At 64.9% G+C, this 22,026-nt stretch carries 19 protein-coding genes; 12 read left to right on the forward strand and 7 right to left on the reverse strand.

The features are described 5' to 3' along the window. Window positions 1-92: 92 nt before the first annotated feature. The 4 genes from NWF24_RS21100 to NWF24_RS21115 are packed head-to-tail and all read left to right on the forward strand — an operon-like array spanning window position 93 to window position 4,897. Entirely contained in the window at window positions 93-1,160 is a 1,068-nt protein-coding gene (locus NWF24_RS21100; protein ID WP_258350227.1) for an inositol monophosphatase family protein, read from the forward strand. A 2-nt stretch (window positions 1,161-1,162) separates the two neighbouring features. Continuing rightward, entirely contained in the window at window positions 1,163-3,415 is a 2,253-nt protein-coding gene (locus NWF24_RS21105; protein WP_093057905.1) for an FUSC family protein, read from the forward strand. Beyond that, entirely contained in the window at window positions 3,415-4,488 is a 1,074-nt protein-coding gene (locus NWF24_RS21110; protein WP_093057906.1) for a mechanosensitive ion channel family protein, read from the forward strand. The genes NWF24_RS21105 and NWF24_RS21110 overlap by 1 nt, the downstream gene beginning before the upstream one ends. A gap of 7 nt (window positions 4,489-4,495) precedes the next feature. Next, window positions 4,496-4,897, forward strand: coding sequence for a YbaN family protein (locus NWF24_RS21115; protein ID WP_258350228.1), 402 nt, complete (start codon window positions 4,496-4,498; stop codon window positions 4,895-4,897). Between the two features lie 16 nt (window positions 4,898-4,913). Here the strand turns inward: NWF24_RS21115 and NWF24_RS21120 are convergent, their stop codons facing one another. Beyond that, window positions 4,914-6,101, reverse strand: a complete 1,188-nt coding sequence (locus NWF24_RS21120) for a DUF418 domain-containing protein (RefSeq protein ID WP_258350229.1) — start codon at window positions 6,099-6,101, stop codon at window positions 4,914-4,916. 106 nt (window positions 6,102-6,207) lie between these two features. On the opposite strand from NWF24_RS21120, the gene NWF24_RS21125 reads away from it, so the two are divergent. The 4 genes from NWF24_RS21125 to NWF24_RS21140 all read left to right on the forward strand — a co-directional run bounded on the left by NWF24_RS21125 (window position 6,208) and on the right by NWF24_RS21140 (window position 9,887). Further along, a complete protein-coding gene (locus NWF24_RS21125) occupies window positions 6,208-6,675 on the forward strand; it encodes a helix-turn-helix transcriptional regulator (RefSeq protein ID WP_258350230.1) in 468 nt (155 codons plus the stop codon). 13 nt (window positions 6,676-6,688) lie between these two features. Beyond that, the gene (locus tag NWF24_RS21130; RefSeq protein WP_258350232.1) at window positions 6,689-7,099 is read left to right on the forward strand and encodes a VOC family protein; all 411 of its coding nucleotides are present in this window, start codon (window positions 6,689-6,691) and stop codon (window positions 7,097-7,099) included. Between the two features lie 27 nt (window positions 7,100-7,126). Beyond that, window positions 7,127-9,511: an excinuclease ABC subunit UvrA gene (locus NWF24_RS21135; RefSeq protein ID WP_258350233.1), complete on the forward strand. Its 2,385-nt coding sequence runs from the start codon at window positions 7,127-7,129 to the stop codon at window positions 9,509-9,511. 121 nt (window positions 9,512-9,632) lie between these two features. After that, window positions 9,633-9,887, forward strand: coding sequence for a DUF1488 family protein (locus tag NWF24_RS21140; RefSeq protein ID WP_093057913.1), 255 nt, complete (start codon window positions 9,633-9,635; stop codon window positions 9,885-9,887). Window positions 9,888-9,891: 4 nt separating this feature from the next. Here the strand turns inward: NWF24_RS21140 and NWF24_RS21145 are convergent, their stop codons facing one another. Then, the gene (locus NWF24_RS21145; RefSeq protein WP_258350234.1) at window positions 9,892-10,821 is read right to left on the reverse strand and encodes a LysR substrate-binding domain-containing protein; all 930 of its coding nucleotides are present in this window, start codon (window positions 10,819-10,821) and stop codon (window positions 9,892-9,894) included. Window positions 10,822-10,955: 134 nt separating this feature from the next. Here NWF24_RS21145 and NWF24_RS21150 point away from each other — a divergent pair, with 134 nt between their 5' ends. The 3 genes from NWF24_RS21150 to NWF24_RS21160 all read left to right on the forward strand — a co-directional run bounded on the left by NWF24_RS21150 (window position 10,956) and on the right by NWF24_RS21160 (window position 14,447). Further along, window positions 10,956-11,960: a Bug family tripartite tricarboxylate transporter substrate binding protein gene (locus NWF24_RS21150; RefSeq protein WP_258350235.1), complete on the forward strand. Its 1,005-nt coding sequence runs from the start codon at window positions 10,956-10,958 to the stop codon at window positions 11,958-11,960. Between the two features lie 154 nt (window positions 11,961-12,114). Further along, window positions 12,115-13,101 (forward strand): Bug family tripartite tricarboxylate transporter substrate binding protein, encoded by a 987-nt coding sequence (locus NWF24_RS21155; protein WP_258350236.1) that lies wholly within the window; start codon window positions 12,115-12,117, stop codon window positions 13,099-13,101. Between the two features lie 29 nt (window positions 13,102-13,130). Then, the gene (locus NWF24_RS21160; protein WP_258350237.1) at window positions 13,131-14,447 is read left to right on the forward strand and encodes a sulfatase family protein; all 1,317 of its coding nucleotides are present in this window, start codon (window positions 13,131-13,133) and stop codon (window positions 14,445-14,447) included. Between the two features lie 123 nt (window positions 14,448-14,570). On the opposite strand, the gene NWF24_RS21165 is transcribed toward NWF24_RS21160, so the two are convergent. The 5 genes from NWF24_RS21165 to NWF24_RS21185 all read right to left on the reverse strand — a co-directional run bounded on the left by NWF24_RS21165 (window position 14,571) and on the right by NWF24_RS21185 (window position 20,504). Beyond that, window positions 14,571-15,005, reverse strand: a complete 435-nt coding sequence (locus tag NWF24_RS21165; protein WP_309148841.1) for a hypothetical protein — start codon at window positions 15,003-15,005, stop codon at window positions 14,571-14,573. Window positions 15,006-15,237: 232 nt separating this feature from the next. Further along, complete coding sequence (locus NWF24_RS21170; RefSeq protein WP_258350239.1) at window positions 15,238-18,639, reverse strand: NACHT domain-containing protein; 3,402 nt, start codon at window positions 18,637-18,639, stop codon at window positions 15,238-15,240. Window positions 18,640-18,904: 265 nt separating this feature from the next. Further along, window positions 18,905-19,300: a hypothetical protein gene (locus tag NWF24_RS21175; protein ID WP_258350240.1), complete on the reverse strand. Its 396-nt coding sequence runs from the start codon at window positions 19,298-19,300 to the stop codon at window positions 18,905-18,907. Window positions 19,301-19,389: 89 nt separating this feature from the next. After that, a complete protein-coding gene (locus NWF24_RS21180) occupies window positions 19,390-20,160 on the reverse strand; it encodes a hypothetical protein (protein WP_258350241.1) in 771 nt (256 codons plus the stop codon). A 68-nt stretch (window positions 20,161-20,228) separates the two neighbouring features. Next, window positions 20,229-20,504: a hypothetical protein gene (locus tag NWF24_RS21185; RefSeq protein ID WP_093177723.1), complete on the reverse strand. Its 276-nt coding sequence runs from the start codon at window positions 20,502-20,504 to the stop codon at window positions 20,229-20,231. Between the two features lie 480 nt (window positions 20,505-20,984). Here NWF24_RS21185 and NWF24_RS21190 point away from each other — a divergent pair, with 480 nt between their 5' ends. Beyond that, window positions 20,985-22,022 (forward strand): RNA methyltransferase, encoded by a 1,038-nt coding sequence (locus NWF24_RS21190; protein WP_258350242.1) that lies wholly within the window; start codon window positions 20,985-20,987, stop codon window positions 22,020-22,022. Window positions 22,023-22,026: the final 4 nt, after the last annotated feature.

A 22,026-nucleotide genomic window follows, 5' to 3' on the forward strand; every position in this document is an offset into this window, starting at 1 on the left:
CGGGCGGAGCCGGTAAAATGCCCGATTCTCGCCGCCCGCATCGCCGGGTCGCCTCCGGGGGACCAACCCCACCGTTCTTCTCACAATCCAGAATGTCGTCCCCCAACCTGCATCCCATGCTCAACGTGGCCGTCAAGGCCGCACGCGCCGCCGGCGCGATCATCAACCGCGCCGCCCTCGACGTCGAGGCCGTGCGCATCTCCCAGAAGCAGGTCAACGACTTCGTCACCGAAGTCGATCACGCCAGCGAGAAAGCGATCATCGAGACGCTGCTTGGCGCATACCCGGGGCACGGCATCCTGGCCGAAGAATCGGGCACCGAATACGGCGCCAAAGACTCCGACTACGTCTGGATCATCGATCCGCTCGACGGCACCACCAATTTCATCCACGGCTTCCCGGTGTACTGCGTGTCCATCGCGCTGTCGGTGCGCGGCAAGATCGAGCAGGCCGTGGTGTACGACCCCACCCGCAACGACCTGTTCACCGCCACCAAGGGCCGCGGCGCCTACATGAACGAGCGCCGCATCCGCGTGTCGAAGCGCACCCGCCTGAACGAGTGCCTGATTTCCACCGGCTTCCCGTTCCGCACCGGCGACAACTTCAAGCAGTACCTGGCCATCATGGCGGACATGATGCCCCGCGCGGCCGGCCTGCGCCGCCCCGGCGCCGCGGCGCTCGACCTGGCCTACGTGGCGGCCGGCTTCACCGACGCCTTCTTCGAAACCGGCCTGAACCCCTGGGACGTGGCCGCGGGTTCGCTGCTGGTCACCGAGGCTGGCGGCCTCATCGGCAACTTCACGGGCGAGCCCGAATTCCTCGAGCAGCGCGAATGCCTGGCCGGCGCTCCGCGCATCTACGGCCAGTTGGTGCCGCTGCTCGCCAAGTACTCCAAGTTCGCCAACGTGGACGACAAGCTGCGCGCCAGCGACCGCGTGCGCGCCGTTTCCGCCTCGACCAAGTCGAACGCGGACGATGCCTCGGCTGACCTCTACGCCCGCAGCACCGTGGTCGACTTCGCCGACGAAGCGGCCGAAGGCGCCACCCAAGCCGCTGCCGAAGCGAAGCCCGCTCCCCGCAAGCTCACGCGCGTGCGCCGTGACGCGCCCGCCAACGGTACCCCTCCCCAGCCCCGCGAGGGCGACGCCTCCGCCAAGTGACGATGCTGGGGCCCAACGCCGCGCCCCGCGTTCGTGCCGCTCTGCGCATTGCGCTGAGCCACTACGTCGCGAGCGGGCTCACCGTTGCGCTGGGCCTGCTGTTCATCTCGGGCGGCATCCACTTCTGGCTCGGCACCATCGCGGCCTCGGCCGCCGCCACCGGCGTGATCGTCACCGCGCCGCCCGACCTGCCGGGCCCGCGCCGCGGCAAGTTCTTCCAGATGCTGCCGGCGCCGCTCATCGGCCTGCCGCTGTTCTTTGCCGTGCAGATGCTGCACACCGCGCCCATTCGCCTCGGGCTGCTGCTGGTGCCCGCCACCTTCATGGCCTTCCTGGCCATGGCCTGGGGCAAGCGGGGCATCCCGATCGCCATTGCGGTGATGTTCTCGATGGTGTTCTCCATGGCCACGCCGGCGCCCACCGGCATGGCCGACGCGCTGGAGCGCACCTGGCACTTCGGCCTGGGCGCGGGCCTGTACGTGATCTGGGCCACGCTCGCCAACCTGGCGCTCAACGGGCGCTTTCGCACCCAGTCGGTGGCCGACGTGCTGTATTCGCTGGCCGCGCTCATGCGCACCGAGGCCAGCCAATTCCTGCCGCAGGACGAAACCCGCGATGTGCGCGACACCCCCGCGCCGGTGCTGGGCCAGTTGCTGCGTGAACAGGCCGCGCTGGCCGACCAGTTGCAGGCCACGCGCGACATCGTGCTCGAATCGCCGCGCACCCCGCGCCGCCAGCGCCTGGCCGCCATGCTGGTGATCGTGCTCGAAATGCGCGACCAGCTGCTGGCCAGCGAGCTCGACCTCGACACCCTGCGCGCCCACCCCGCGCATGCCGAGGCGCTGATCGAAATGCGCTGCGTGCTCGAGGAGCTCGCCGACGAAACCATCGCGCTGGCCGACGCCCTCATGATGGGCCGCCACCCCGAAGCCGTGGCCGACCGCCGCCCGCGCCTCGCGGCCATCCACGTTTCGGCGGACGACAGCGCAAACATGCACGGTGGAGGCGGTGGCCACATCGGCCCCACCGCCGCCATGCTCGCGCGCGGGCTGGCCAGCCGCATCGGCCACATCAACGACGAAGTGCTGCGCCTGTCGGCCATGGCGCGCGGCGACGCCGAGCCCAACCTCGCCGTGGTGCGCGCCAACTGGCAGCTGTTCGTGAGCCCGACCGACTGGTCGCTGCGCCCCTTCCTCACGCTGTGGCGCTGGGACCAGCCGCCATTGCGCCACGCCATCCGCGCCGCGCTGGCCATTGCCGCGGGCTACGCCATCGCCGTGTCGATGCCCTGGGGCTCTCACGACTACTGGATCCTGCTGACCATCGTGGTCGTGCTGCGCGGCAGCCTCTCGCAGACGCTGGAGCGGCGCAATGCGCGCGTGGCCGGCACGCTGCTGGGCTGCGTGCTCGCGGTGGGGTTGCTGTCGGCGCACCCTTCGGCGCTGATGCTGCTGGTGATCGTGACCGTGGCGCAGGCCATTGCGCACAGCTTTGCGGTGCGGCGCTATCTCATCACCGCTGTGGCAGCCACCGTGCTCGGCCTGGTGCAGGCCCACATGCTGAACGTGGGCGTGGCGCCGATCTTCGCGCTGTTCGAGCGCATCGCCGACACGCTCATCGGCGCAGCGCTGGCCTGGGGCTTTTGCTACGTGCTGCCCTCGTGGGAGCGCACGCAAATTCCGGCGCTGGTGTCGCGCGTGCTCACCGCGCAGGCCCGGCATGCGCGCCTGGCGCTCGGCCTAGGCCAGCTTCAGGCCATCGACAGCAGCCCCGAGCTCGAATGGCGCCTTGCGCGCCGCGAGGCCTACGACAGCCTCTCGGCGCTGGTGCAGGCCACGCAGCGCTCGCTTTCCGAACCGCGCGCAGTGCAGCCGCCGCTGGAGCCGCTGGAACACCTGCAGGCCCACAGCTACCAGCTGCTCGCGCAACTGAGCGCGGTGAAGTCGATGCTCGTGCTGCGGCGCGACCGCCTCACGCCGGCAGAGGTCGAGGGCCCCATCAGCCGCACCGCGCAGCGCATCGAGGCGGCCATCGGAACCACTCCCACCACCGGCCCCTCTCACCCCGAGAGTGCCGGCTCGACCACCGTCGGCGGCCCGATCCCCCTGCCCGACCCGTTCGACAACGACATCAGCCCCTGGCTGCTGCGCCGGCTCGACCTGGCCACGGCCCTGGCCACGCAGCTGCGCGACGACGCGGCGCGCATTCTTCAACCCCTGAACGAGACAACAGCAGCCACGACGACCACCGCCTGATGACCAAAGAGATACTTGCCCACCCCTGGTTCGGCACATGGATTGCCATCCTCGTCGCCATCCCGCTCGCTCTTCTGGTTCACCGCATCGGCGGCCTTGTCCTGAAGCGCATCACCCGTCCCGTGCCCACGGTGCACGCGATGGTGATCAACTGCAACGCGCCGGCGCGGCTGGTGCTGCCGCTGGTGGCGCTGCTGCTCATCTTCCAGGCGGCGCCTGACGACCTGCGCTTCATCGGCAACGTTCGCCACCTCAACGGCCTGCTGCTCATCGCCGCCGCCACCTGGCTCACGGTGAAGGCCATCAGCGGCTTTGCCGACGGCGTGCTGGCGCAGAACCCCTCCGACATCGCCGACAACCTGCAGGCCCGCCGCGTGCTCACGCAGACCCGCGTGCTCGCGCGCACCGCCATGACGGTGGTCGTGGTGGCCGGCGGCGCGATGATGCTCATGACCTTTCCCGGCGCACGACAGGTGGGCGCGAGCCTGCTGGCCTCGGCCGGCGTGATCGGCATCGTGGCCGGTCTTGCGGCCAAGCCGGTGTTCAGCAACCTCATTGCCGGCCTGCAGATTGCGCTGGCGCAGCCGATCCGCATCGACGACGTGCTGGTGGTCGAGGGCGAATGGGGCCGCGTCGAAGAAATCACCGGCACCTTCGTCGTCATCCGCATCTGGGACGACCGGCGCCTGATCCTGCCGCTCACCTACTTCATCGAGAAGCCGTTCCAGAACTGGACGCGCCACTCGGCCCAGCTGCTCGGCTCGGTCTTCATCTACGTCGACTACGGCATGCCGCTCGCGCCGCTGCGCGAGGAGGCAGAGCGCATCGTGAAGGCCGCGCCCGAGTGGGACGGTCGCTTCTTCAACCTGCGCGTGACCGACGCCACCGAACGCACCATGCAGGTCCGCGTGCTCTGCACCGCAGCCACCTCGGGCCTGGCCTTCGACCTGCGCTGCAGCGTGCGCGAGGGGCTGATCGACTTCATGCAGCGCGAGTACCCGCAGTTCCTGCCAAAGACGCGCATCGCGAGCGAAGGCAATCAGGAGCGCGAACACCAGCAGGCTGTGGCCTGATCCGGCCTTGAAGCCAGAGCGGCCCGACCCCGAACGGCACTCCGCGCTCACGCGGGCCCTGCTGTACGGCTTTGCGCTGCTGTGCCTGGTGCTCGGCCTCATCGGCGTCGTCGTGCCCGGCATGCCGACGACAGTGTTCATCCTGATGGCCGCATGGGCGGCGGCCCGCAGCTCGCCGCGGCTGCACGCCTGGCTGCTGAATCACCGCCTGTTCGGGCCGCTGCTGCACAACTGGGCCAACGGCCGCACCGTGAGCCGCCGCGCCAAGTGGAGCGCGACGGCCACGATGGCGGTGTGTGCCGTGATCGTTTCCTTCACCGCACACCGCACCTGGCTCGCCGTGCTGGCCATCGCGTGCATGGCGACGGTGCTGGCGTGGCTGTGGTCGCGGCCGCTTCCGCCACCGTAAGCGCTGCGATCAGGGATCAGCGCCTGCGCCGCATCGGAGGCAGCGCAAGGTTCGTGAACGCGCGCAGCAGCCACTCCACCGGCCCGTAGACGAAGCGGCTCATCCACCAGCGGCTCAGCACCAACTGCGCCGCGAAGATCGCGAAGGCGATGGCCGTGGCCGCGAGCGGGCCGACCGTGCCGATCCAGCGCAGCCCATACGCCAGGAAGAGCCATGCGCACACCAGCGACTGCATCAGGTAGTTGGTCAGCGCCATGCGCCCCGCCGGCGCCAGCAGGCCTTCGAGCACGTGACCGCGCGGCGTCTGCATCAGCAGCACCAGGCCAGACGCATAGGCGGCGGCAAGAAAAGGCGCCGTCAGCAGCGTGGCCGCGAGGCCGTAGAGCTCGCGGACGGCGTTGTCCAGCCGTATCGACGGAAAGGCATACACCAAGGCCCCCGGCAGCCCGATGACCAGCCCCCAGAACAGCAGGCGCCGGAACAGCACGCGATGCGCATCAGCATTCGCGAAGAGCCCGCGCCGCCCTGCGATGAAGCCCGCGAAGAACATCGCCAGCGCCGTCGGCGCCTGCACCAGCCCCGTGACCCACCAGATCTGCGACAGCTCGCGCAAGTGCTGGACGATCACCGTGGCGGGCGTTCCGCGATAGGCCGCCAGTGCCGCGGCCGCCTCGACGTAGGCATTGCCCATCGTGTCCTGCGGAATGCCAGCCAGCGCCCACAGATACCCGATGCCGGCCCAGAGCAGCGCCGTCGCCAGCACCAGCCCGACCCCACAGCGCACGAGGAACACATCGCCACGCCGCCGCAGCATCAGCAGCACCGCGCCCAGCACTGCATAGGTGGTGAGGATGTCGCCGTGGTACAGCAGCACCGCATGCAGCAGGCCGATAACCCACAGCGCCCCCAGGCGCCGCAGCAGGCGCGGCGCGAAGGGCTTGCCGTCGCGCTCGGCCGCGCGCATCTGCAAGGTGAAGCTGTAGCCGAAGAGAAAAGAGAACAGCAGATAGAACTTGGTCTCGAACACCAGCGTTCTGACGAGCAAGGCCGCGCGCTCCAGTGCCGACTGCGCCATCGGGTCGGGCACGCCAACGCCGTAGTAGGTCGAGGAAAAGCTCGCGATGTTCACAACAAGAATGCCCAGCAGCGCGAAGCCGCGCAGGGCGTCGACCAGCGACTGGCGTTCAGGGTCGACTTTTCTCATGAGTCCACCATTAGACCAAGCGGCCGATCTGCTATTCAAAAGCCCCTTGAACTCGAACGCCCCACTCGGCTTGAGCACCGCGGCGCACCGTGGCACGATCCACCGGATGACCAGCAGACCCACCGCCGCGCAGCAGCTGCGCGACCTCGCCCGGCTGCGCCGCGTTCGCGACCGGATCGACCGGGAATACGCGCAGCCACTGGACCTCGAAACGCTCGCGCGCGACGCGGGCATGTCGGCCGGGCACCTGAGCCGCCAGTTCCGCATTGCCTACGGCGAGCCGCCCTACGCCTACCTGATGACGCGGCGCATCGAGCGCGCAATGGCGCTGCTGCGGCGCGGCGATCTCAGCGTTACCGAGGTCTGCTTTGCGGTCGGCTGTGGGTCGCTGGGCACCTTCACCACCCGCTTCACCGAACTGGTCGGCATGCCGCCCGGCGCCTACCGGCGGCAGGAAGCGAGCGCGACCGAGGGAATGCCGTCTTGCGTGGCAAAACAAGTGACACGACCGATCAGGAATCGAGAAGCGCCGGCCCCGGAGCCGCAGCTAGCATGGCCACCCCTGCTTACCTAGCAACAACATCGCCATGGACATCACCATCCACTCGACCTTTCTCCCGCACGACGACCCGGAAACCTCGCTCGCCTTCTACCGCGACACCCTCGGCTTCGAGATTCGCAACGACGTCGGATACGGCGGCATGCGCTGGATCACGATCGGCCCCGCCGGCCAGCCCGGCATTTCGATCGTGCTGTATCCGCCGGCCGCCACGCCCGGCCTCACCGACGACGAGCGCCGCACCATCGCCGAGATGATGGCCAAGGGCACCTACGCCACGATCCTGTTTGCCACCAAAGACCTCGACGGTGCCTTCGCGCGGCTGCAGGCCGCCAAGGCCGAGATCGTCGAGGAGCCGACCGAGCAACCCTACGGCGTTCGCGACTGCGCCGTGCGCGACCCCGCGGGCAACATGATCCGCATCCAGCAATTGCGCTGACCCACCGCCCCGAAAGACGGAGACACGATGAGCAAGGCCCCAAAGAAGGACTCGAAGAACACCCCGCACGCCGCCGACCACCACGACCTGATCCGCGTGCAGGGCGCGCGCGTGAACAACCTCAAGGACATCAGCGTCGAGCTGCCGAAGCGGCGGCTTACGGTGTTCACCGGCGTCTCCGGCTCGGGCAAGAGCTCTCTGGTGTTCGGCACCATCGCCGCGGAGTCGCAGCGGCTCATCAACGAAACCTACAGCGCCTTCGTTCAGGGCTTCATGCCCACGCTGGCGCGGCCCGAGGTCGACGTGCTCGATGGCCTGACGACCGCGATCATCGTGGACCAGGAGCGCATGGGCGGCGACCCGCGCTCCACCGTCGGCACCGCGACTGACGCCAACGCGATGCTGCGCATTCTTTTCAGCCGCCTCGGCAAACCGCACATCGGCTCGCCCAGCGCCTTTGCCTTCAACGTGCCATCGGTCAAGGCGACCGGCGTCATCACCGTCGAACGCGGTGCCAGCAAGACCGTGAAGCAAAGCTTCAACCGCACCGGCGGCATGTGCCCGCGCTGCGAAGGCCGGGGCGCCGTTACCGACTTCGACCTGACCGCTTTCTACGACGACAGCAAATCGCTCAACGAAGGCGCGCTCACCATTCCCGGCTTCAGCATGGAAGGTTGGTACGGCCGCATTTTCAACGGCTGCGGCTTCTTCGACCCCGACAAGCCCATCCGCAAGTTCACGAAGAAGGAGCTGGACGCCCTGCTCCACAAGGAGCCGACCAAGATCAAGGTCGATGGCATCAACCTCACCTACCAGGGGCTGGTACCGCAGGTGCAGAAGTCTTTCCTCGCGAAAGACGTCGACGCCATGCAGCCGCACATCCGCGCCTTCGTGGAGCGCGCGGTAACGTTCAGCACCTGCCCCGAGTGCAAAGGCACCCGGCTCAGCGAGGCGGCCCGGTCTTCGAAGATCAGGAAGATCAACATCGCCGATGCATGCTCGATGCAGATCAGCGACCTGGCCGAATGGGTGCGCGGGCTCAACGAGCCTTCTGTGGCGCCGCTGCTCGCCAAGCTGGCGCACACGCTCGACTCGTTCGTGGAAATCGGGCTCGGCTACCTGAGCCTCGACCGTCCCTCGGGCACGCTCTCCGGCGGCGAGGCGCAGCGCACGAAGATGATCCGCCACCTCGGCTCCTCGCTCACCGACGTGACGTACGTCTTCGACGAGCCGACCATCGGGCTGCACCCGCACGACATCCAGCGCATGAACAGCCTGCTGCTGCGACTGCGCGACAAGGGCAACACCGTGCTCGTGGTGGAGCACAAGCCCGAGGCCATCGCCATCGCCGATCACGTCGTCGACCTCGGCCCCGGGGCCGGCACTGCCGGCGGCACTGTCTGCTTCGAAGGCACCGTCGAGGCACTGCGGGCCAGCAACACTCTCACCGGCCGGCACCTCGACGACCGGGCCGCCCTCAAGAAAAAGCTGCGCAAGCCCACGGGCAAGCTGCCGATTCGCGGTGCGAAGACGCACAACCTGCGCAACGTGAGCGTCGATGTGCCGCTGGGCGTGCTGGTCGTCGTGACCGGCGTGGCCGGTTCCGGCAAGAGTTCGCTCGTGCACGGGTCGATTCCTGCCGGCGCGGGCGTGGTGTCGGTAGACCAGGGCTCGATACGCGGCTCGCGACGCAGCAACCCGGCCACCTACACCGGGCTGCTCGACCCGATTCGCAACGCATTCGCGAAGGCCAACGGCGTGACGCCCGCCCTGTTCAGCGCCAACTCCGAAGGCGCCTGCCCCGCCTGCAACGGCGCGGGCGTCATCTACACCGACCTGGCGATGATGGCCGGCGTTGCCACCACCTGCGAAGAGTGCGAGGGCAAGCGCTTTCACGCCTCGGTGCTGGAGCATCACTTCGGCGGGCGCGACATCAGCGAAGTGCTCGCCATGTCGGTGACCGAGGCCAGGGAATTTTTCGGCTCGGGCGATGCCCGCACGCCGGCTGCGCACGCCATCCTCGACCGGCTCGCCGACGTCGGGCTCGGCTACCTCAGCCTGGGCCAGCCGCTCACCACGCTGTCGGGCGGCGAGCGGCAGCGGCTCAAGCTGGCCACTCACATGGCGGAGAAAGGCGGCGTGTACGTGCTCGACGAGCCGACCGCAGGCCTGCACCTTGCCGACGTCGAGCAACTGCTCGGCCTGCTCGACCGGCTGGTGGATGCAGGCAAGTCGGTCATCGTCGTCGAACACCACCAGGCGGTAATGGCGCATGCCGACTGGATCATCGACCTCGGCCCCGGCGCCGGGCACGACGGCGGCCAGGTCGTGTTCGAGGGCACGCCCGCCGACCTCGTCGCCGCCCACTCCACCCTCACGGGCAAGCACCTTGCGGCCTACGTCGGCGCCTGAGCGGGACTCCATAAGCGTGAGACCGGACAGACGCCACCGGCATTAAGGACTAGAGTGCCCCACGCGGATGTCTTTCTGCGCATCACCGAAAGGACTCCCATGACACACACCAGGCCTTGCGATGGCTGACGCCGCCTTCTTTCACGACGCTTCGGGCACGGTACGCTTTTCGGTGGCAGTGGAGGGTCACGACGTGAACGCGAGCATCGGAAGAGAAACCCTGCGCTATCACTACCGCACCGGCGAAGACGCCGACCCGCTGAACACCTACGGCCTTCATGCCCAGGAAATCGACGCGGCCGTGCGGCGCCGTCTGGCACAGGGTTCGATGGAGCCCGTGATGCTGCGGGAAAACGACCTCAAGGCTCCCGCGTAGGGCCTCAAACCTTTCGCTTGAGCACGATCCCGCGGATCGTTGCGAGCAACAGCCGCGCGCCCTCCCCCAGCTCGCCGCTGCGGCGCACAGTGAACCCGACCGGCCCTTCGGTGCTCGACGTATCGATGGCCACGCGCTTCAACTCGCCGCGCGCGATGAAGCCTTCCACCGCTCCTTGCGGCGCGAACCACACCGCGTCGCAGCGCTGCAGCAGCCCCACCACGAAGCTCGTGTCGGTCGCCTCCACCAGCCGGTTGGGCAGCGCGAGGCCTTGCGCGATCAGGAAGGCATCGGCCGTGTGCCTGATGAGCGTGCCCGACACCGGCAGCACCAGCGGATGCGCGGCCAGCGCGTCGAGCGTCGGCTTGCGCCGTGACGCGAGCGGATGGCCGGGGCGCACCACCAGCAGCAGCGGCTCGCTGAAGAGCTGCTCGAAGGCCAGGTCGGCCATGGCCGAGGCCTGCGCGAGGCGGCCGAGCACAACGTCGATTTCGCCCTGGCGCAGCTGCGTCATCAGCTGCGCGTTGGTGCCGCTCATCACGCGCACGCGCAGCGCGGGGTGCGCTTCGTTCAGCAGGGCGACGGCCTCGGGCAGCAGGTTGGCCACCATGTTCGGCAAGGCGCCGACGGCCACGCGCAACTGGTCGGCCTCGGGCTGGTCCATCGCCAGGCCCATGCCTTCGCGCAGACCGCGCAGGGCAGAGACGGCGTGGCGCACCAGCACCTCGGCGGCCGGCGTGAGCTCCACGCCGCGGCGGCGGCGCAGCAGCAGCTGGCGGCCGACGATCTCTTCCAGCTCGGCAACGGTCTTGGACACCGCCGGCTGCGTGAGCGAGAGCGCCTCGGCCGCGCGCACGAGGTTGCGCTCTTGCGCCACCATCACGAGGCACTGCAGATGGCGCAGCTTCAGGCGCGCAAAGTTCATGGCTGACATGGGGCTTTCCTTGAGCGAGCGGCCGTTTGAATATAACCAGCAGGAATACCTGGCAGAAGAGCTTTCAGTTGTGCAGCCCGCGCTGGCCTCCTAGAGTTGCCTTCGACACGAAGACATAAGGAGACAACAGAGACATGACCACCGGTTCACCGAACGCCTTCGGCGGCACACGTCGCCGCCTTGCCATCGCCGCCTGCGCGGCACTCGCCCTTGGCACCATCGCCACCCAAGCCATCGCAGCCGATGCGCCCTACCCCACCAAGCCGGTGAAGTTCCTCACCAACTTCCCGGCGGGCGGCCCCATCGACATCCTCGGCCGCGCGCTGGCCGATGCGCTGCAGAAAGACCTGAAGCAGCCCTTCATCGTCGACAACCGGCCCGGTGCCGGCGGCAACATCGGCGCCGACCTGGTCGCCAAGAGCCCGGCCGATGGCTACACCGTGCTGCTGGGCATCGACAGCACCTTCACCATCAACCCGCACCTGTACGCGTCGATGCCCTTCGCGGCCAAAGACCTCAAGCCGCTGATGATCTTCAGCTCCTCGGGCCTGAGCTTTGGTGTGGCGCCGGGCGTCAAGGCGAAGACGCTGCCCGAGTTCATCGCGCAGGCCAAGGCCGAGCCCGCCACCTTCAGCTCGGCCGGCAACGGCAGCCCCGGCCACATTGCCGCCGAGATCTTCGCCACCGAAACGGGCGCGAAGATCACCCACGTGCCCTACAAGGGCAACTCGCCGGCCGTGCTGGCGCTGATGGGCGACGAGGTGCAGGCCGGCATCCTCGCCACGCCGGGCCTGCTGCCGCAAGTCCAGTCGGGCAAGCTGCGCGCGCTGGCCGTTACCGGCAAACAACGCTCGCCGCTGCTGCCGCAGGTGCCCACCGTGGGCGAACTGGGCCTGAAGGGCCTGGAGTTCGAAGTGCTCTATATCTCGATGGTGCCCGCCGCCACGCCCGAACCGGTGATGCAAACGCTGCGCGCCTCGCTGCAGAAAGCGCTGGCGCTGCCCGAGGTCAAGGCCCGGCTGGCCTCGCTAGACATGGTGCCGCTCGCAGAAACCGGCAACGCAGCCAGCGAGCACTTGGCCGCCAGCCAGGCGCGCTACGGCCGCATCGTCAAGGCAACCGGCATGAAGGTGGACTGATGAGACCGGTGTTGCCGCGGGGTAAACCCCGGCAATGGTTGATTTGATCAATCGAACGCAGCGTCTTCAGAATCGTCCGCAACCGCGAGCCTCGCGGTCACACTTACTGGTCACCGCCCGACCGACCGAAGACGACGACAAGGACTTGCCCATCATGCTGCCGACCTCCCTTTTCACCCGCCGCGCCGCCGGCCTGCTGGCCATTGCCGGCTTTGCGTCGGCCTTCGCCACCCAGGCAAGCGCCCAGGCCAAGTTCGACACCCCCCTGCACATCGTGGTCGGCTACGCCCCCGGCGGCGCCACCGACCGCGTGGCGCGCATCGTGGGCGACAAGCTCGGCGCCAAGCTGGGCGTGGCGGTGGTCGTCGACAACAAGCCCGGCGCGGGCGGCCGCCTTGCTGCACAACAAGTGAAGATCACGCCCGCCAACCAGAACGTGCTGATGCTCGCCAACCCCGCCGTGATGATCGTCGCGCCGCTGGTCTTCAAGGACAACAACTACGACCCCGAGCGCGACTTCGTGCCCGTGTCGTACGTCAACGACTACAACTTTGCGCTTGCCGTCTCGCCCAGCCTGCCCGTGCGCGAGCTGAACCACCTGTTGGCGTGGATGCGCGCCAACCCCACGCAGGCCAACGTGGGCGTGCCGGCCACCGGCAGCCTGCCGCACTTCTTCGGCCTCATGGTCGGAGAAAAGGCCAACGTGCAGACCCAGGTGATCGGCTACCGCGGCTCGGCCCCGCTGCTGAACGACCTGATCGGCGGACAAGTGCCCATTGCCGTCGACACCGAAGACGTGGTCGTGCCGCAGCATGCGGCGGGCAAGCTGCGCATCCTGGCGCTGTCGGGCGCCAAGCGCTCGCCCTTTGCGCCGAACGTGCCCACCTTCAAGGAAGCCGGCCTCGACCTTTCCGCCACCGGCTGGAACACCTTCTTCGCGCCGAACAGCATGTCGAAGGAGAAGGTCGAGCGCCTGTCCAACCTGATCCGCGAAGTCATGCAAGACCCGGACACGCAACGCAAATTCAAGGACTCCGGCATGACGCCGGTGGTGAGCACGCAGGCGCAGACCGCCGCAATGCTCAAGGCCTACCGCGCGCAGTGGGCGCCCGTCGTACAGAAGTCGGGCTACCAGCCCTGAGCCCCTTTTAGAAAAACCGTCAAAGAGACATGACCAGACCCAACATCATCTTCATCGTTGCCGACGACCTCGGCTATGCAGACCTCGGCTGCTACGGCGGCCGCGACGCCGTGTTCGGCCCCGTGTCGCCCGTGCTCGACGGCCTGGCCGCCAACGGCCTGAAGCTCACGCAGGGCTACGCGAACTCGCCCGTGTGCTCGCCCACGCGCTTCGGCATGATCACCGGCCGCTACCAGTACCGCCTGCGCGGCGCCGCCGAAGAGCCCATCAACAGCAAGAGCCGCGGCAGCACCACGCTCGGCCTGCCCACCGACCACCCCACCCTGCCGTCACTGCTGAAAGCCAGCGGCTACCAGACCGCGCTCATCGGCAAATGGCACCTGGGCTACCCGCCCACCTTCGGCCCACTGCGCTCGGGGTACGACGAATTCTTCGGCCCCATGTCGGGCGGCGTCGACTACTTCACCCACTGCGATTCCACCGGCCGCCACGACCTGTGGCTTGGCGAAGAAGACAAGCAGGAAGAGGGCTACCTCACCGACATCCTCTCCAAGCGCGCGGTCGAGTACGTGGAGCGCATGTCAGAGCAGGAAGCGCCCTTCTTCCTGAGCCTGCACTACACCGCCCCGCACTGGCCATGGGAAACCCGCGACGACGCGGAGAAGGCCCCCACCGTCAAGGACAACCTGTTCGACCTGGCCGGCGGCAACATTCATGTGTACCGCCGCATGATCCATCACATGGACGAAGGCATCGGCTGGATCATGGCCGCGCTGCAAAAGCACGGCATGGCCGACAACACGCTGGTGGTGTTCACCAGCGACAACGGCGGCGAACGCTTCTCGGACAACTGGCCGCTGGTGGGCGGCAAGATGGATTTGACTGAAGGCGGCATCCGCGTGCCATGGATCGCGCACTGGCCTGCGGTGATCGGCAAGGGCGGCGAGAGCACGCAGTTGTGCATGACCATGGACTGGTCGGCCACCATGCTCGACGCGGCCGGAGTTTCAGCGCACTCGGACTATCCACTGGACGGCGTGTCGCTGATGCCTGTACTCAAGGATGCGTCGAAGAGCTTTCGCCGGCCGCTGCACTGGCGCATGAACCATCGCGGGCAAGAAGCGATGCGCGATGGGGACTGGAAGTACCTGAAGGTGGACGGGAACGAGTACCTGTTCAACATTCCTGCTGATGAGCGGGAGCGGGCTAATCTGGGGAAGAAGGAGCCCGAACTACTCGCTGCGATGCGAGCTGATTGGGCGGCTTGGAATGCGACGATGCCGGCTATTCCGGAGGATGCGACGGTTAGCTTAGGGTATTCGGTTCGGGATATGCCGCAGAGGTGAGAGGCCGCGCGATAAGGGGCCTGAAGACGCAACCGGCGCGTACAAGAACGACATTTGAAGGGGTATCAGCGGGAATCGCCTCAAGAGCGCTTTTGAATCTATTACGCGGCTCAACGAACGCAACTACCGGATCGCAGCGACCAACGCCTCGTAGTGATCCTTGTCCGCCCTCACGCAGTCCATTGGTTGCGCAACAGCCTCCTCGATGTCTGCTAGGACGTTCGCGTGCGTCATTAGCCACTCAATCCCTTCGAGGTGACTGAAGTGACGCAAGAGCTTGAGGATGCGGATCGCCTTTTCTGGTCCAAATAAAGGACCTGCTCTCTGATCGAGGTTCGACTTCCCGCTCAAGGGAAGCTTTGCATACGTGTAGAACTCCAAGAATCGGTGAGCCGCGTTGGGAAGCGCGAGCAGATGTTCAGCATCCGCTTTGCTTGGAGACTCATTGAAGTTCTGGAGAACATGAAAGAGGTAGTGGTACTCGGGGGATATGCCGAGCCTGAAACAGGCATGCTTGTTCGTGAGCGTCGAACGCGTCAAGCTCAACCCCGTCGTCATGAAGTACCGACTCTCATCTGGCAATTCGCGCAGTATGGAAAAAACTCAAAGTTGTGTGTTGAGATGAACGGCTGTTAGCATGTCATTGTCGACTTTCCCGTGTTTGGTTCTTCCTTGAAGAAAGCGGCTCTGATGGTGGAATACACGATGCCGAGCACCGTTGCCGACGAATGCCGCCGGCGAGTGCGCGGCATGGTGCGCGAACCGCTGCGCATTGACGCGATGGGGTCGCTCAGCGGGCTTCGAACTCAACCCCTCGATCGACAAGCATCTGACGGACTTCGGGCTTCAGCGCGTTGGGGCTGTCGTCAACAACGACTTTCTTGAGAGCAGGAGCTTCGAACAGAGGCTCCATTTTCAGGTGCGTTTTTTTTCCGCCGATGTATAAACGCTCGAGGCTGGAAAAATCGCCTTCGAGTGTCACGTTGGCGCCTTGCATGATGCGCAGGGAAACGATCGTTCCGGGTAATTTCAACGTCGTAGGCTCCTCGACGGAGATGGTCAAGGTATGCAGTGCAGAACAGGCGCTCAGATCTAGGAGATCCCCCACGCTACCCACGTGAAGGTTGAGTTCTTCGAGGTAGCGACTTCGCACCTGGCCCAGCACGCGCCCGACGCAAGAGTAGACGACCTCTATCTTCGTGAGCTTTGGCAGCTCATCCAATGAGGGCATTTCGATCCTCGCATCTTCCCAAAAAAATTCGATCGACAGCGACTTAAGGTCCGGCAACTCCTTGAGTGGGCCGAGATCGTAGATTGTGGGCGAGGCGCTCCGGCCGCTGTACGAGTCGCCCTTCAGATGCAATCTTTCCAATCGATTAAACCGAGCCACGGAGCTTAGAAGCGTGGCGTCGTTGAGAATCAATCCGAACTCAGTCAATCCCTGAAGTTTCGCAAGAAGTGGGAGCGCTGCGGCCTCGACCGGAACAGCGAGGCGGACATCGTCGAGCGATTCGATCGCCACGACACGCTTCAAATCGGCGAGGGTGATGAGCTTCGCCTTATCCTTGGGACGTCGTCTCTCCTCGTCCACCTCCACGGACGTGCGCGGCTCTTGGTCGGGTACCTTGCTTCCTGTTGGGGCGCTGGACCCAAGCTCGTCCTCTAGGCTTCCCAAGTAAAGCCAGCGCCACTTCATGAAGCGGCTGATTGCCTCCTCGAATGTTTTGGCTTTCCCCAGATGCTCGCCCCTATAGCAAAGCAATTCCACCAAGCGCACCAGCTCGTCAATGGGCGGCAAATCCTTGCGTCCGGGAGAGGATGCTTTTAGCAATTCGCCCCACCAAGGCATCTTCATAACGACGCGATCGCGATAGGCTCCCATATCGAATCCCGTCCATGCATCGAAGAGCTCGCCACGCACCAACGGCGCGTCTATCCGCGCGTAGCTCTCGATGACCGAGAGCATTCTTTCACCACCAATCATCGCCGCGCACCGGATGCAACCCGCGACCGCCATCGCAGAGGCGTTCTGGTGGCCCTCGATAAGGTCTGGATAGAGCGACGCCGCTGGCGCGAGGAGCGGGGCTTGCATCAATGAGATCGGAGGAAACAAGGTCTTCGACCGCTGAAGCAACCTGCTCAGCAGTTCCGGAGAGAGGTTGCTCGACCCGGTTTCCAGGCAGCAAACCGCAGTGACGTCGGCCTCCGCGGAGCGGCGGCCCAGGCCGAGAAATGGCTTCTCCAGAAGGCGCTGTATCAGCTTGTCGCGCGCGACACCCTGAGAATGGCCCACGGCGAACACGATCGTTTCGCGCCAACTCTCTTCCTTCGCCCGCTCTACGAGAAGCCCCACATCACCGGATTGGACCGCGGCGCGAGCACCCATGTATTCAAGAAATGTGCGGTGTATGAAATCCACCAAACCGTGCTGAGGTCGGCGCAGAACGCCGCTCCGTTCGAGAAGCTCCTGCAGCACCAGGGTTGCGTCACCCTGAATTGAGGAGAGATGACGCGGCAACGACAGCGCCAGTTGGGTCCGAATTTCGTCTTCCGACGCTTCAGTTATGCCGTTGCGCAGCATCCAATAGGCCAACCTATCGAGCAGATCCTGCTTACCTTGAAAATTAATTTCTTTCAGTCGGGTGGCTTGGATGTCCCGATCACTGTCGCGCCGGCTGATCAGCATTTCCAGGGCCGTCTGATACAGCGTCATACGGTCGTTGGGTAACCGCTGGTTCAAGTGCCAATTGAGGGCGCAGAGCATGGCGCACAGCAAAGGGTTGGACGCGAGATTTCGGATCGCCGGCCGCTCGCGTAAGGCGCGGTGCAAGGAAAGCCGATGGGCATCCAGGTCCGCGAGGCGCCCCTCCTGCAACACGTCTTGGGCCACGGCTTGATGCCACTGGGTCACAAGCATTTCGCTTTCCCGCAGCCGTAACGGTTCAAGGGTCAGTGCTTCGAATGCGTGTCGCTTCAACGCAGCTCCGACGGAATGATGCGGAGAGTCCGCGTCCAATGCCGCCGGTCGCGAACTCACCACGAAGACTGCATCCGGAAAAGTATCCACCAAGGAGATCAGCCAGTGGATGAGTTTGGATCGCTTCGAGATAGGAAGCTCGTCGACACCGTCGATCAACACGAGCGCCCGATGCTCAAGTACGTCATGCATCCAGAGGGTGGGCATCGTATGGGCGATGGTGGAAGCGAAGCCTCCACGCAGGAAGTTCTCCGGCGTGGGGATATCTACATTTTCCTTGGCAAAGTCCCGAAGCCGCAGGTAGATGGGGATGCGGTGGTTCCAAGAGCTCAGGTTGCCGCTGAAATCCCTGCGCGCGGCGCGGACCGCGATCCACTGCATTAGCGTCGTCTTTCCGGTACCAGCCTCGCCCCGGACGAGCAGCCGCATTTTCTCCGGCAGGATCGATTCGACGGTGCCACCGTCGTTCTCCCCGGAGGTGTTCGCCCGCAAGGTCACGTATGCAATCGAAAGCGGATATTCGCTCGACACCTCATTGAGTTGCCTGACGCCAAACAGATGCATTTGATCGAGACTTCGCACTAGCGCGCGACGATAGTTCGTCTCGAAATTCTGACTCTCGCGAGCTCTCGTACCGACCGACTCCTCTCGCAGCGCCACGACGGCGTCGAGAACCTTGTGCAGGTCTTGCGTCAAGCCCGCCTGTCTCACGAGCATCTCGCGGGCTTGCGCCAGTCGGAAATCTGGTAGCTTGTCCACGAGCCTCACCACGTAAACGCAGGTCTCCCGCAGCAGCATGTCGGCCGCTAGCGTGGCATCGCCGCCAAGGGAATCGAATTCATTGGCGTGCTGTTGCCGAAGGCCCTGATATAGCTTGTCGGGATCCAGGTTCGAGCGAAGGGTTTCCGAGGCGATGCCCTTGGTCTCGAGGACGCTGGCCACCGTCTCGGTCGCAGCCATACGGTCGGATTCCGGCAGCCCGCTGAACTCCCGTTCGAGCGCGTGCTCCAGCCGTTTCGCTACCTCGTCCTGCAGATCCTCGAAGAGACGCTTGGCTTTGCGTCGCTCCTCAAACTGGGAGAGCCGCGCATCCACTAGGTCGCCTAGCTCGTCGACGACTGTCTCGGAGTTGAACGGCTCCGGCAAGACCCATTTGGCCAAGAGCTTAATCGCCGGCGCGGCGAGCTTGAACGAAAGCACTTCCAGAATCGCCATCTCGGCTCCTATTGTCATGTTGTCGTGTGCTTCAAACGGCGAGTTGCCTCGCGGCCGCGCATGAAGAATTCCGCGCTGGAAGCGGTCCGCCAAATGGGCACTTGATGTTAACCATCCATCCTCACGGATGTAAACGGACGCGGCATTCGAATACGAGTGTGAGCAACGCCATCCTCGACTGGCTCATCCGACTATGCCGGGGCTAACCTCATCACGGCCGCAACTCGATAGCCTCCGGGCATCCGCTTGATGAAATGATTCAACGTCACTTCGTTGTGGGCGCATGAAGCATGCTTCCGACGCTGAAAACAATGATTCCAGCGAGAAAGAAAACATGCTGCGGCCAGCAGACCCATTTGAGCTTTGCACCACCTTCAGGCCCCCAAAGCCAAAAGATAGTGAATCTTGCCTCGATGTCATAGATTGAACTGCCTGCTACAAGCCTCTCGCCAACCAGTGGTATCAGTGCAAGGGTGAGAATTGCAAAGACGATCGAAAGACAAAAGAAAGCAATGGTCCATTGCAGCGCTGAACCATCCAAGACCAATGGCTTTGTGGCCACCCAACCCAAGGCCGCGACGGTCGTAACGAGGAGGTAGTTTGTCCAGTCTTTAAAGAAACCGAGGGAGGCGATCAGTTGTGGGATGTCCGGCTGACTCATCTGAAACTCCTCTCATGTGTGCATCTGGTGCAGCTATGGCGCTGAACGTTTGACATGAGCGACCTTTCATCTGGACGTCGACCCTTGTGCTACCACACGGCATCCAGCGCCGGCAAAAACTTCAGCTCCGCAAGTCGTCGAAACCCCTCAGGCGTGGGATGCAATTCATTGGCCCATTGATCCTCCGCCAACGTACCTGTCGTCTTCAGCGCAACGATCTTTCCCAAGCCAGGCTCTGCTGCCAATGCGTCCTGTGCTTTGCCAAAGGCAGCTACAAGATCTGCGAAGAGATCCTTGCGCAAGGAGGCCGGCACTTGGCATTTCTCCATCGGCACCTTGAGCCAATCTGCCGGACCAAAAACACCATGGCCGGTTGCGTACGCGTCGTCATAGTTGTGGAGTACGACCACGGCAGTTTGGTTGTAGGTTCTGAAGAGTTTGATCAGCCTTCGGTAGTGGCCGATGATCTTGTCCAGTGCTGTCGAAGGCTGCCCATCCGCGTAGCAGGACGGAACCGACTGACAGGCCGAGCAATTGGCTTTGATCAGTTTCGGAAAATTCTTCTGCCCCACGATGTCGTTTCCACCGCCGCTAAGCAGCAGAGCCTTGACCAGAGGGCCGCGTGCATAGAAATCGAAAGTGGCCTTGATCGACCCGGCGTACTTGCCCTGCCACTCCGAAGCCTCTGAGCCGTTGTAGCCCGCCACGACTATCGACTGCAAAACGCGGCGCGTCGCAATCTCGCCGAGCAGGTTGTCGAACGGGTACCAGAACCAGGAGTCGCCCACGGCGAGTGTTGTCGGAGACGCACCGCGCATCAGGGCATCTTGATGCCCATAGAACAAGTTCGGGATCGGCATGGGAACCCTCCTCGGCGCCACGTTAGCGCAGAGGAAAGTTCTAGGGCATCCCGCTTTTGTGGGATGCCCTACCCCAGCCCACTCTCCTGCAACAACATCTCCGCCTCCCGCGCCAGATCCGCAGCAATCCAGAGCATGCGGTCCCGGTGCATCTCCCCTGCTTCCTCGAACCACCCGTTGCCGTCGCCATAACAGCACCACAGCAGCGAGTTCAGCTGCGCCAGTTTGATTTCGAGGAGTGCCCTTGCTTCGTCGCTTGTCCGCGTGGCGGGTTTCGACGGGCCGCGTGTGCGGCGACGGGAAGATTGGGGCGTAGAACGCCCGGCCATAATTCGCTCAGCCATTTTGGTGTGCTTCCTCTGAAAAGTTGTGCACGTCATGTGGTCAGACGGCCAGGGTGTTCACGCACCCTGGCCGTCGCCTTTTGTGCCTCACGTTCGCACCGATGCACGAGGGCATCGGCAACCCGCCGTGAGGCAAGGCGGTTCATTCACGCATTCAATCGGTCGTCTTGGGGGTGTTCCTTTTGCGGTGGATGTTCGTCGCCCACAGGGAGGGGCGACTTGTCGATGGGGCATTCACTGTAGAGAAGCGAAGCCGCGCAAGGGAAAAGATTTCGTCGAGGATTTCTCGAATCGAAGAGATATCTGCCGGGGCGCTGCGGCGAGACACAAAGCCATGACAGTCGGGCGGCGCAAAGGCTGCGTGCTGTGCATGGCGGGCACAATCTGCGGCATGCCAGCGACCATCACTCTGCACGCCCGGGCGCCGACACGGCTGGCCTTTGGCGCGTGCAAGAGTCCATTTGCCCCAGGCGGCAGTGCATGCGAATCCACGAACTGAAACAACGACTCCGCGAAGCCGGCGCGGGCCCCAGCCACGAGCAGCGCATCTTGCGGCTGTGGTCGCATGCACTGCCTCGCAACAGCGGCAGGCGTCTGCCGGGCACCTTCTTTCCGTCGTCGCTGCTGGAGGCCCTGCCCGCCATCGAGGCCGAGCTTGCGGGGCTGGCGCGCATCCACGCGGTGCACCCCGGCGCCGATGGCTCGGAGCGGCTGCTCGTGGCCCTTGCGGACGGTCAGACGGTGGAGAGTGTGTTGCTGCCTCGCGATGGCCTGTGCGTGTCTTCGCAGGTTGGGTGCGCCGTGGGGTGCCAGTTCTGCATGACAGGCCGCGACGGCTTGCTGCGCCAGGTAGGCAGCGCCGAGATCATTGCCCAGGTCGCCCTCGCGCGCATGCGCCGGCCGGTGCGCAAGGTGGTGTTCATGGGCATGGGCGAACCGGCCCACAACCTGGACAACGTAATGGAGGCCATCGACCTGCTCGGCACGGTGGGCAACGTCGGTCACAAGAACATCGTGTTCTCGACCGTGGGCGATCCGCGTGCGTTCGAAAGGCTGCTGCAGCAACGCGTGAGGCCTGCGCTGGCGCTCTCGTTGCACACGACCAAGGCCGAGTTGCGCAAGAAGCTCCTTCCGCGCGCGCCGGGCCTGACGCCCGAGGAAGTGGTCGATGCAGGCGAGCGCTATGCGCGGGCCACCGGCTACCCGATTCAGTACCAGTGGACACTGCTGGAAGGCGTGAACGACGGGCAGGATGAAATCGACGGCATCGTGAAGCTGCTCTCCGGCAAATACGGCGTGCTGAACATGATTCCGTTCAACGCGGTGGATGGCGTGGCGTTCAGCCGCCCATCATGGGAGCGCTGCGAAGAGATTGCGCGCACGCTGCATCAGCGGGGCATTCTGACGAAGCTGCGCAATTCGGCCGGGCAGGATGTGGATGGCGGGTGCGGTCAGCTGAGGGCGCGCGCAGCCGAAGTGCGGGTAACGCTTCATCGAAGGGCTGAAGACTCTCGTTGAAGGC

This window comes from Variovorax paradoxus, from assembly GCF_024734665.1.
Lineage (GTDB): Bacteria > Pseudomonadota > Gammaproteobacteria > Burkholderiales > Burkholderiaceae_C > Variovorax.

What these genes read in the sequence shown, in the direction of transcription:
- NWF24_RS21100 (WP_258350227.1), top strand. Translation starts at nt 93, where the DNA reads ATGTCGTCCCCCAACCTGCATCCCATGCTCAACGTGGCCGTCAAGGCC.
- NWF24_RS21105 (WP_093057905.1), top strand. Translation starts at nt 1,163, where the DNA reads ATGCTGGGGCCCAACGCCGCGCCCCGCGTTCGTGCCGCTCTGCGCATT.
- NWF24_RS21110 (WP_093057906.1), top strand. Translation starts at nt 3,415, where the DNA reads ATGACCAAAGAGATACTTGCCCACCCCTGGTTCGGCACATGGATTGCC.
- NWF24_RS21120 (WP_258350229.1), bottom strand. Translation starts at nt 6,101, where the DNA reads ATGAGAAAAGTCGACCCTGAACGCCAGTCGCTGGTCGACGCCCTGCGC.
- NWF24_RS21125 (WP_258350230.1), top strand. Translation starts at nt 6,208, where the DNA reads ATGACCAGCAGACCCACCGCCGCGCAGCAGCTGCGCGACCTCGCCCGG.
- NWF24_RS21130 (WP_258350232.1), top strand. Translation starts at nt 6,689, where the DNA reads ATGGACATCACCATCCACTCGACCTTTCTCCCGCACGACGACCCGGAA.
- NWF24_RS21135 (WP_258350233.1), top strand. Translation starts at nt 7,127, where the DNA reads ATGAGCAAGGCCCCAAAGAAGGACTCGAAGAACACCCCGCACGCCGCC.
- NWF24_RS21140 (WP_093057913.1), top strand. Translation starts at nt 9,633, where the DNA reads ATGGCTGACGCCGCCTTCTTTCACGACGCTTCGGGCACGGTACGCTTT.
- NWF24_RS21145 (WP_258350234.1), bottom strand. Translation starts at nt 10,821, where the DNA reads ATGTCAGCCATGAACTTTGCGCGCCTGAAGCTGCGCCATCTGCAGTGC.
- NWF24_RS21150 (WP_258350235.1), top strand. Translation starts at nt 10,956, where the DNA reads ATGACCACCGGTTCACCGAACGCCTTCGGCGGCACACGTCGCCGCCTT.
- NWF24_RS21155 (WP_258350236.1), top strand. Translation starts at nt 12,115, where the DNA reads ATGCTGCCGACCTCCCTTTTCACCCGCCGCGCCGCCGGCCTGCTGGCC.
- NWF24_RS21160 (WP_258350237.1), top strand. Translation starts at nt 13,131, where the DNA reads ATGACCAGACCCAACATCATCTTCATCGTTGCCGACGACCTCGGCTAT.
- NWF24_RS21165 (WP_309148841.1), bottom strand. Translation starts at nt 15,005, where the DNA reads ATGACGACGGGGTTGAGCTTGACGCGTTCGACGCTCACGAACAAGCAT.
- NWF24_RS21170 (WP_258350239.1), bottom strand. Translation starts at nt 18,639, where the DNA reads ATGGCGATTCTGGAAGTGCTTTCGTTCAAGCTCGCCGCGCCGGCGATT.
- NWF24_RS21175 (WP_258350240.1), bottom strand. Translation starts at nt 19,300, where the DNA reads ATGAGTCAGCCGGACATCCCACAACTGATCGCCTCCCTCGGTTTCTTT.
- NWF24_RS21180 (WP_258350241.1), bottom strand. Translation starts at nt 20,160, where the DNA reads ATGCCGATCCCGAACTTGTTCTATGGGCATCAAGATGCCCTGATGCGC.
- NWF24_RS21185 (WP_093177723.1), bottom strand. Translation starts at nt 20,504, where the DNA reads ATGGCTGAGCGAATTATGGCCGGGCGTTCTACGCCCCAATCTTCCCGT.
- NWF24_RS21190 (WP_258350242.1), top strand. Translation starts at nt 20,985, where the DNA reads ATGCGAATCCACGAACTGAAACAACGACTCCGCGAAGCCGGCGCGGGC.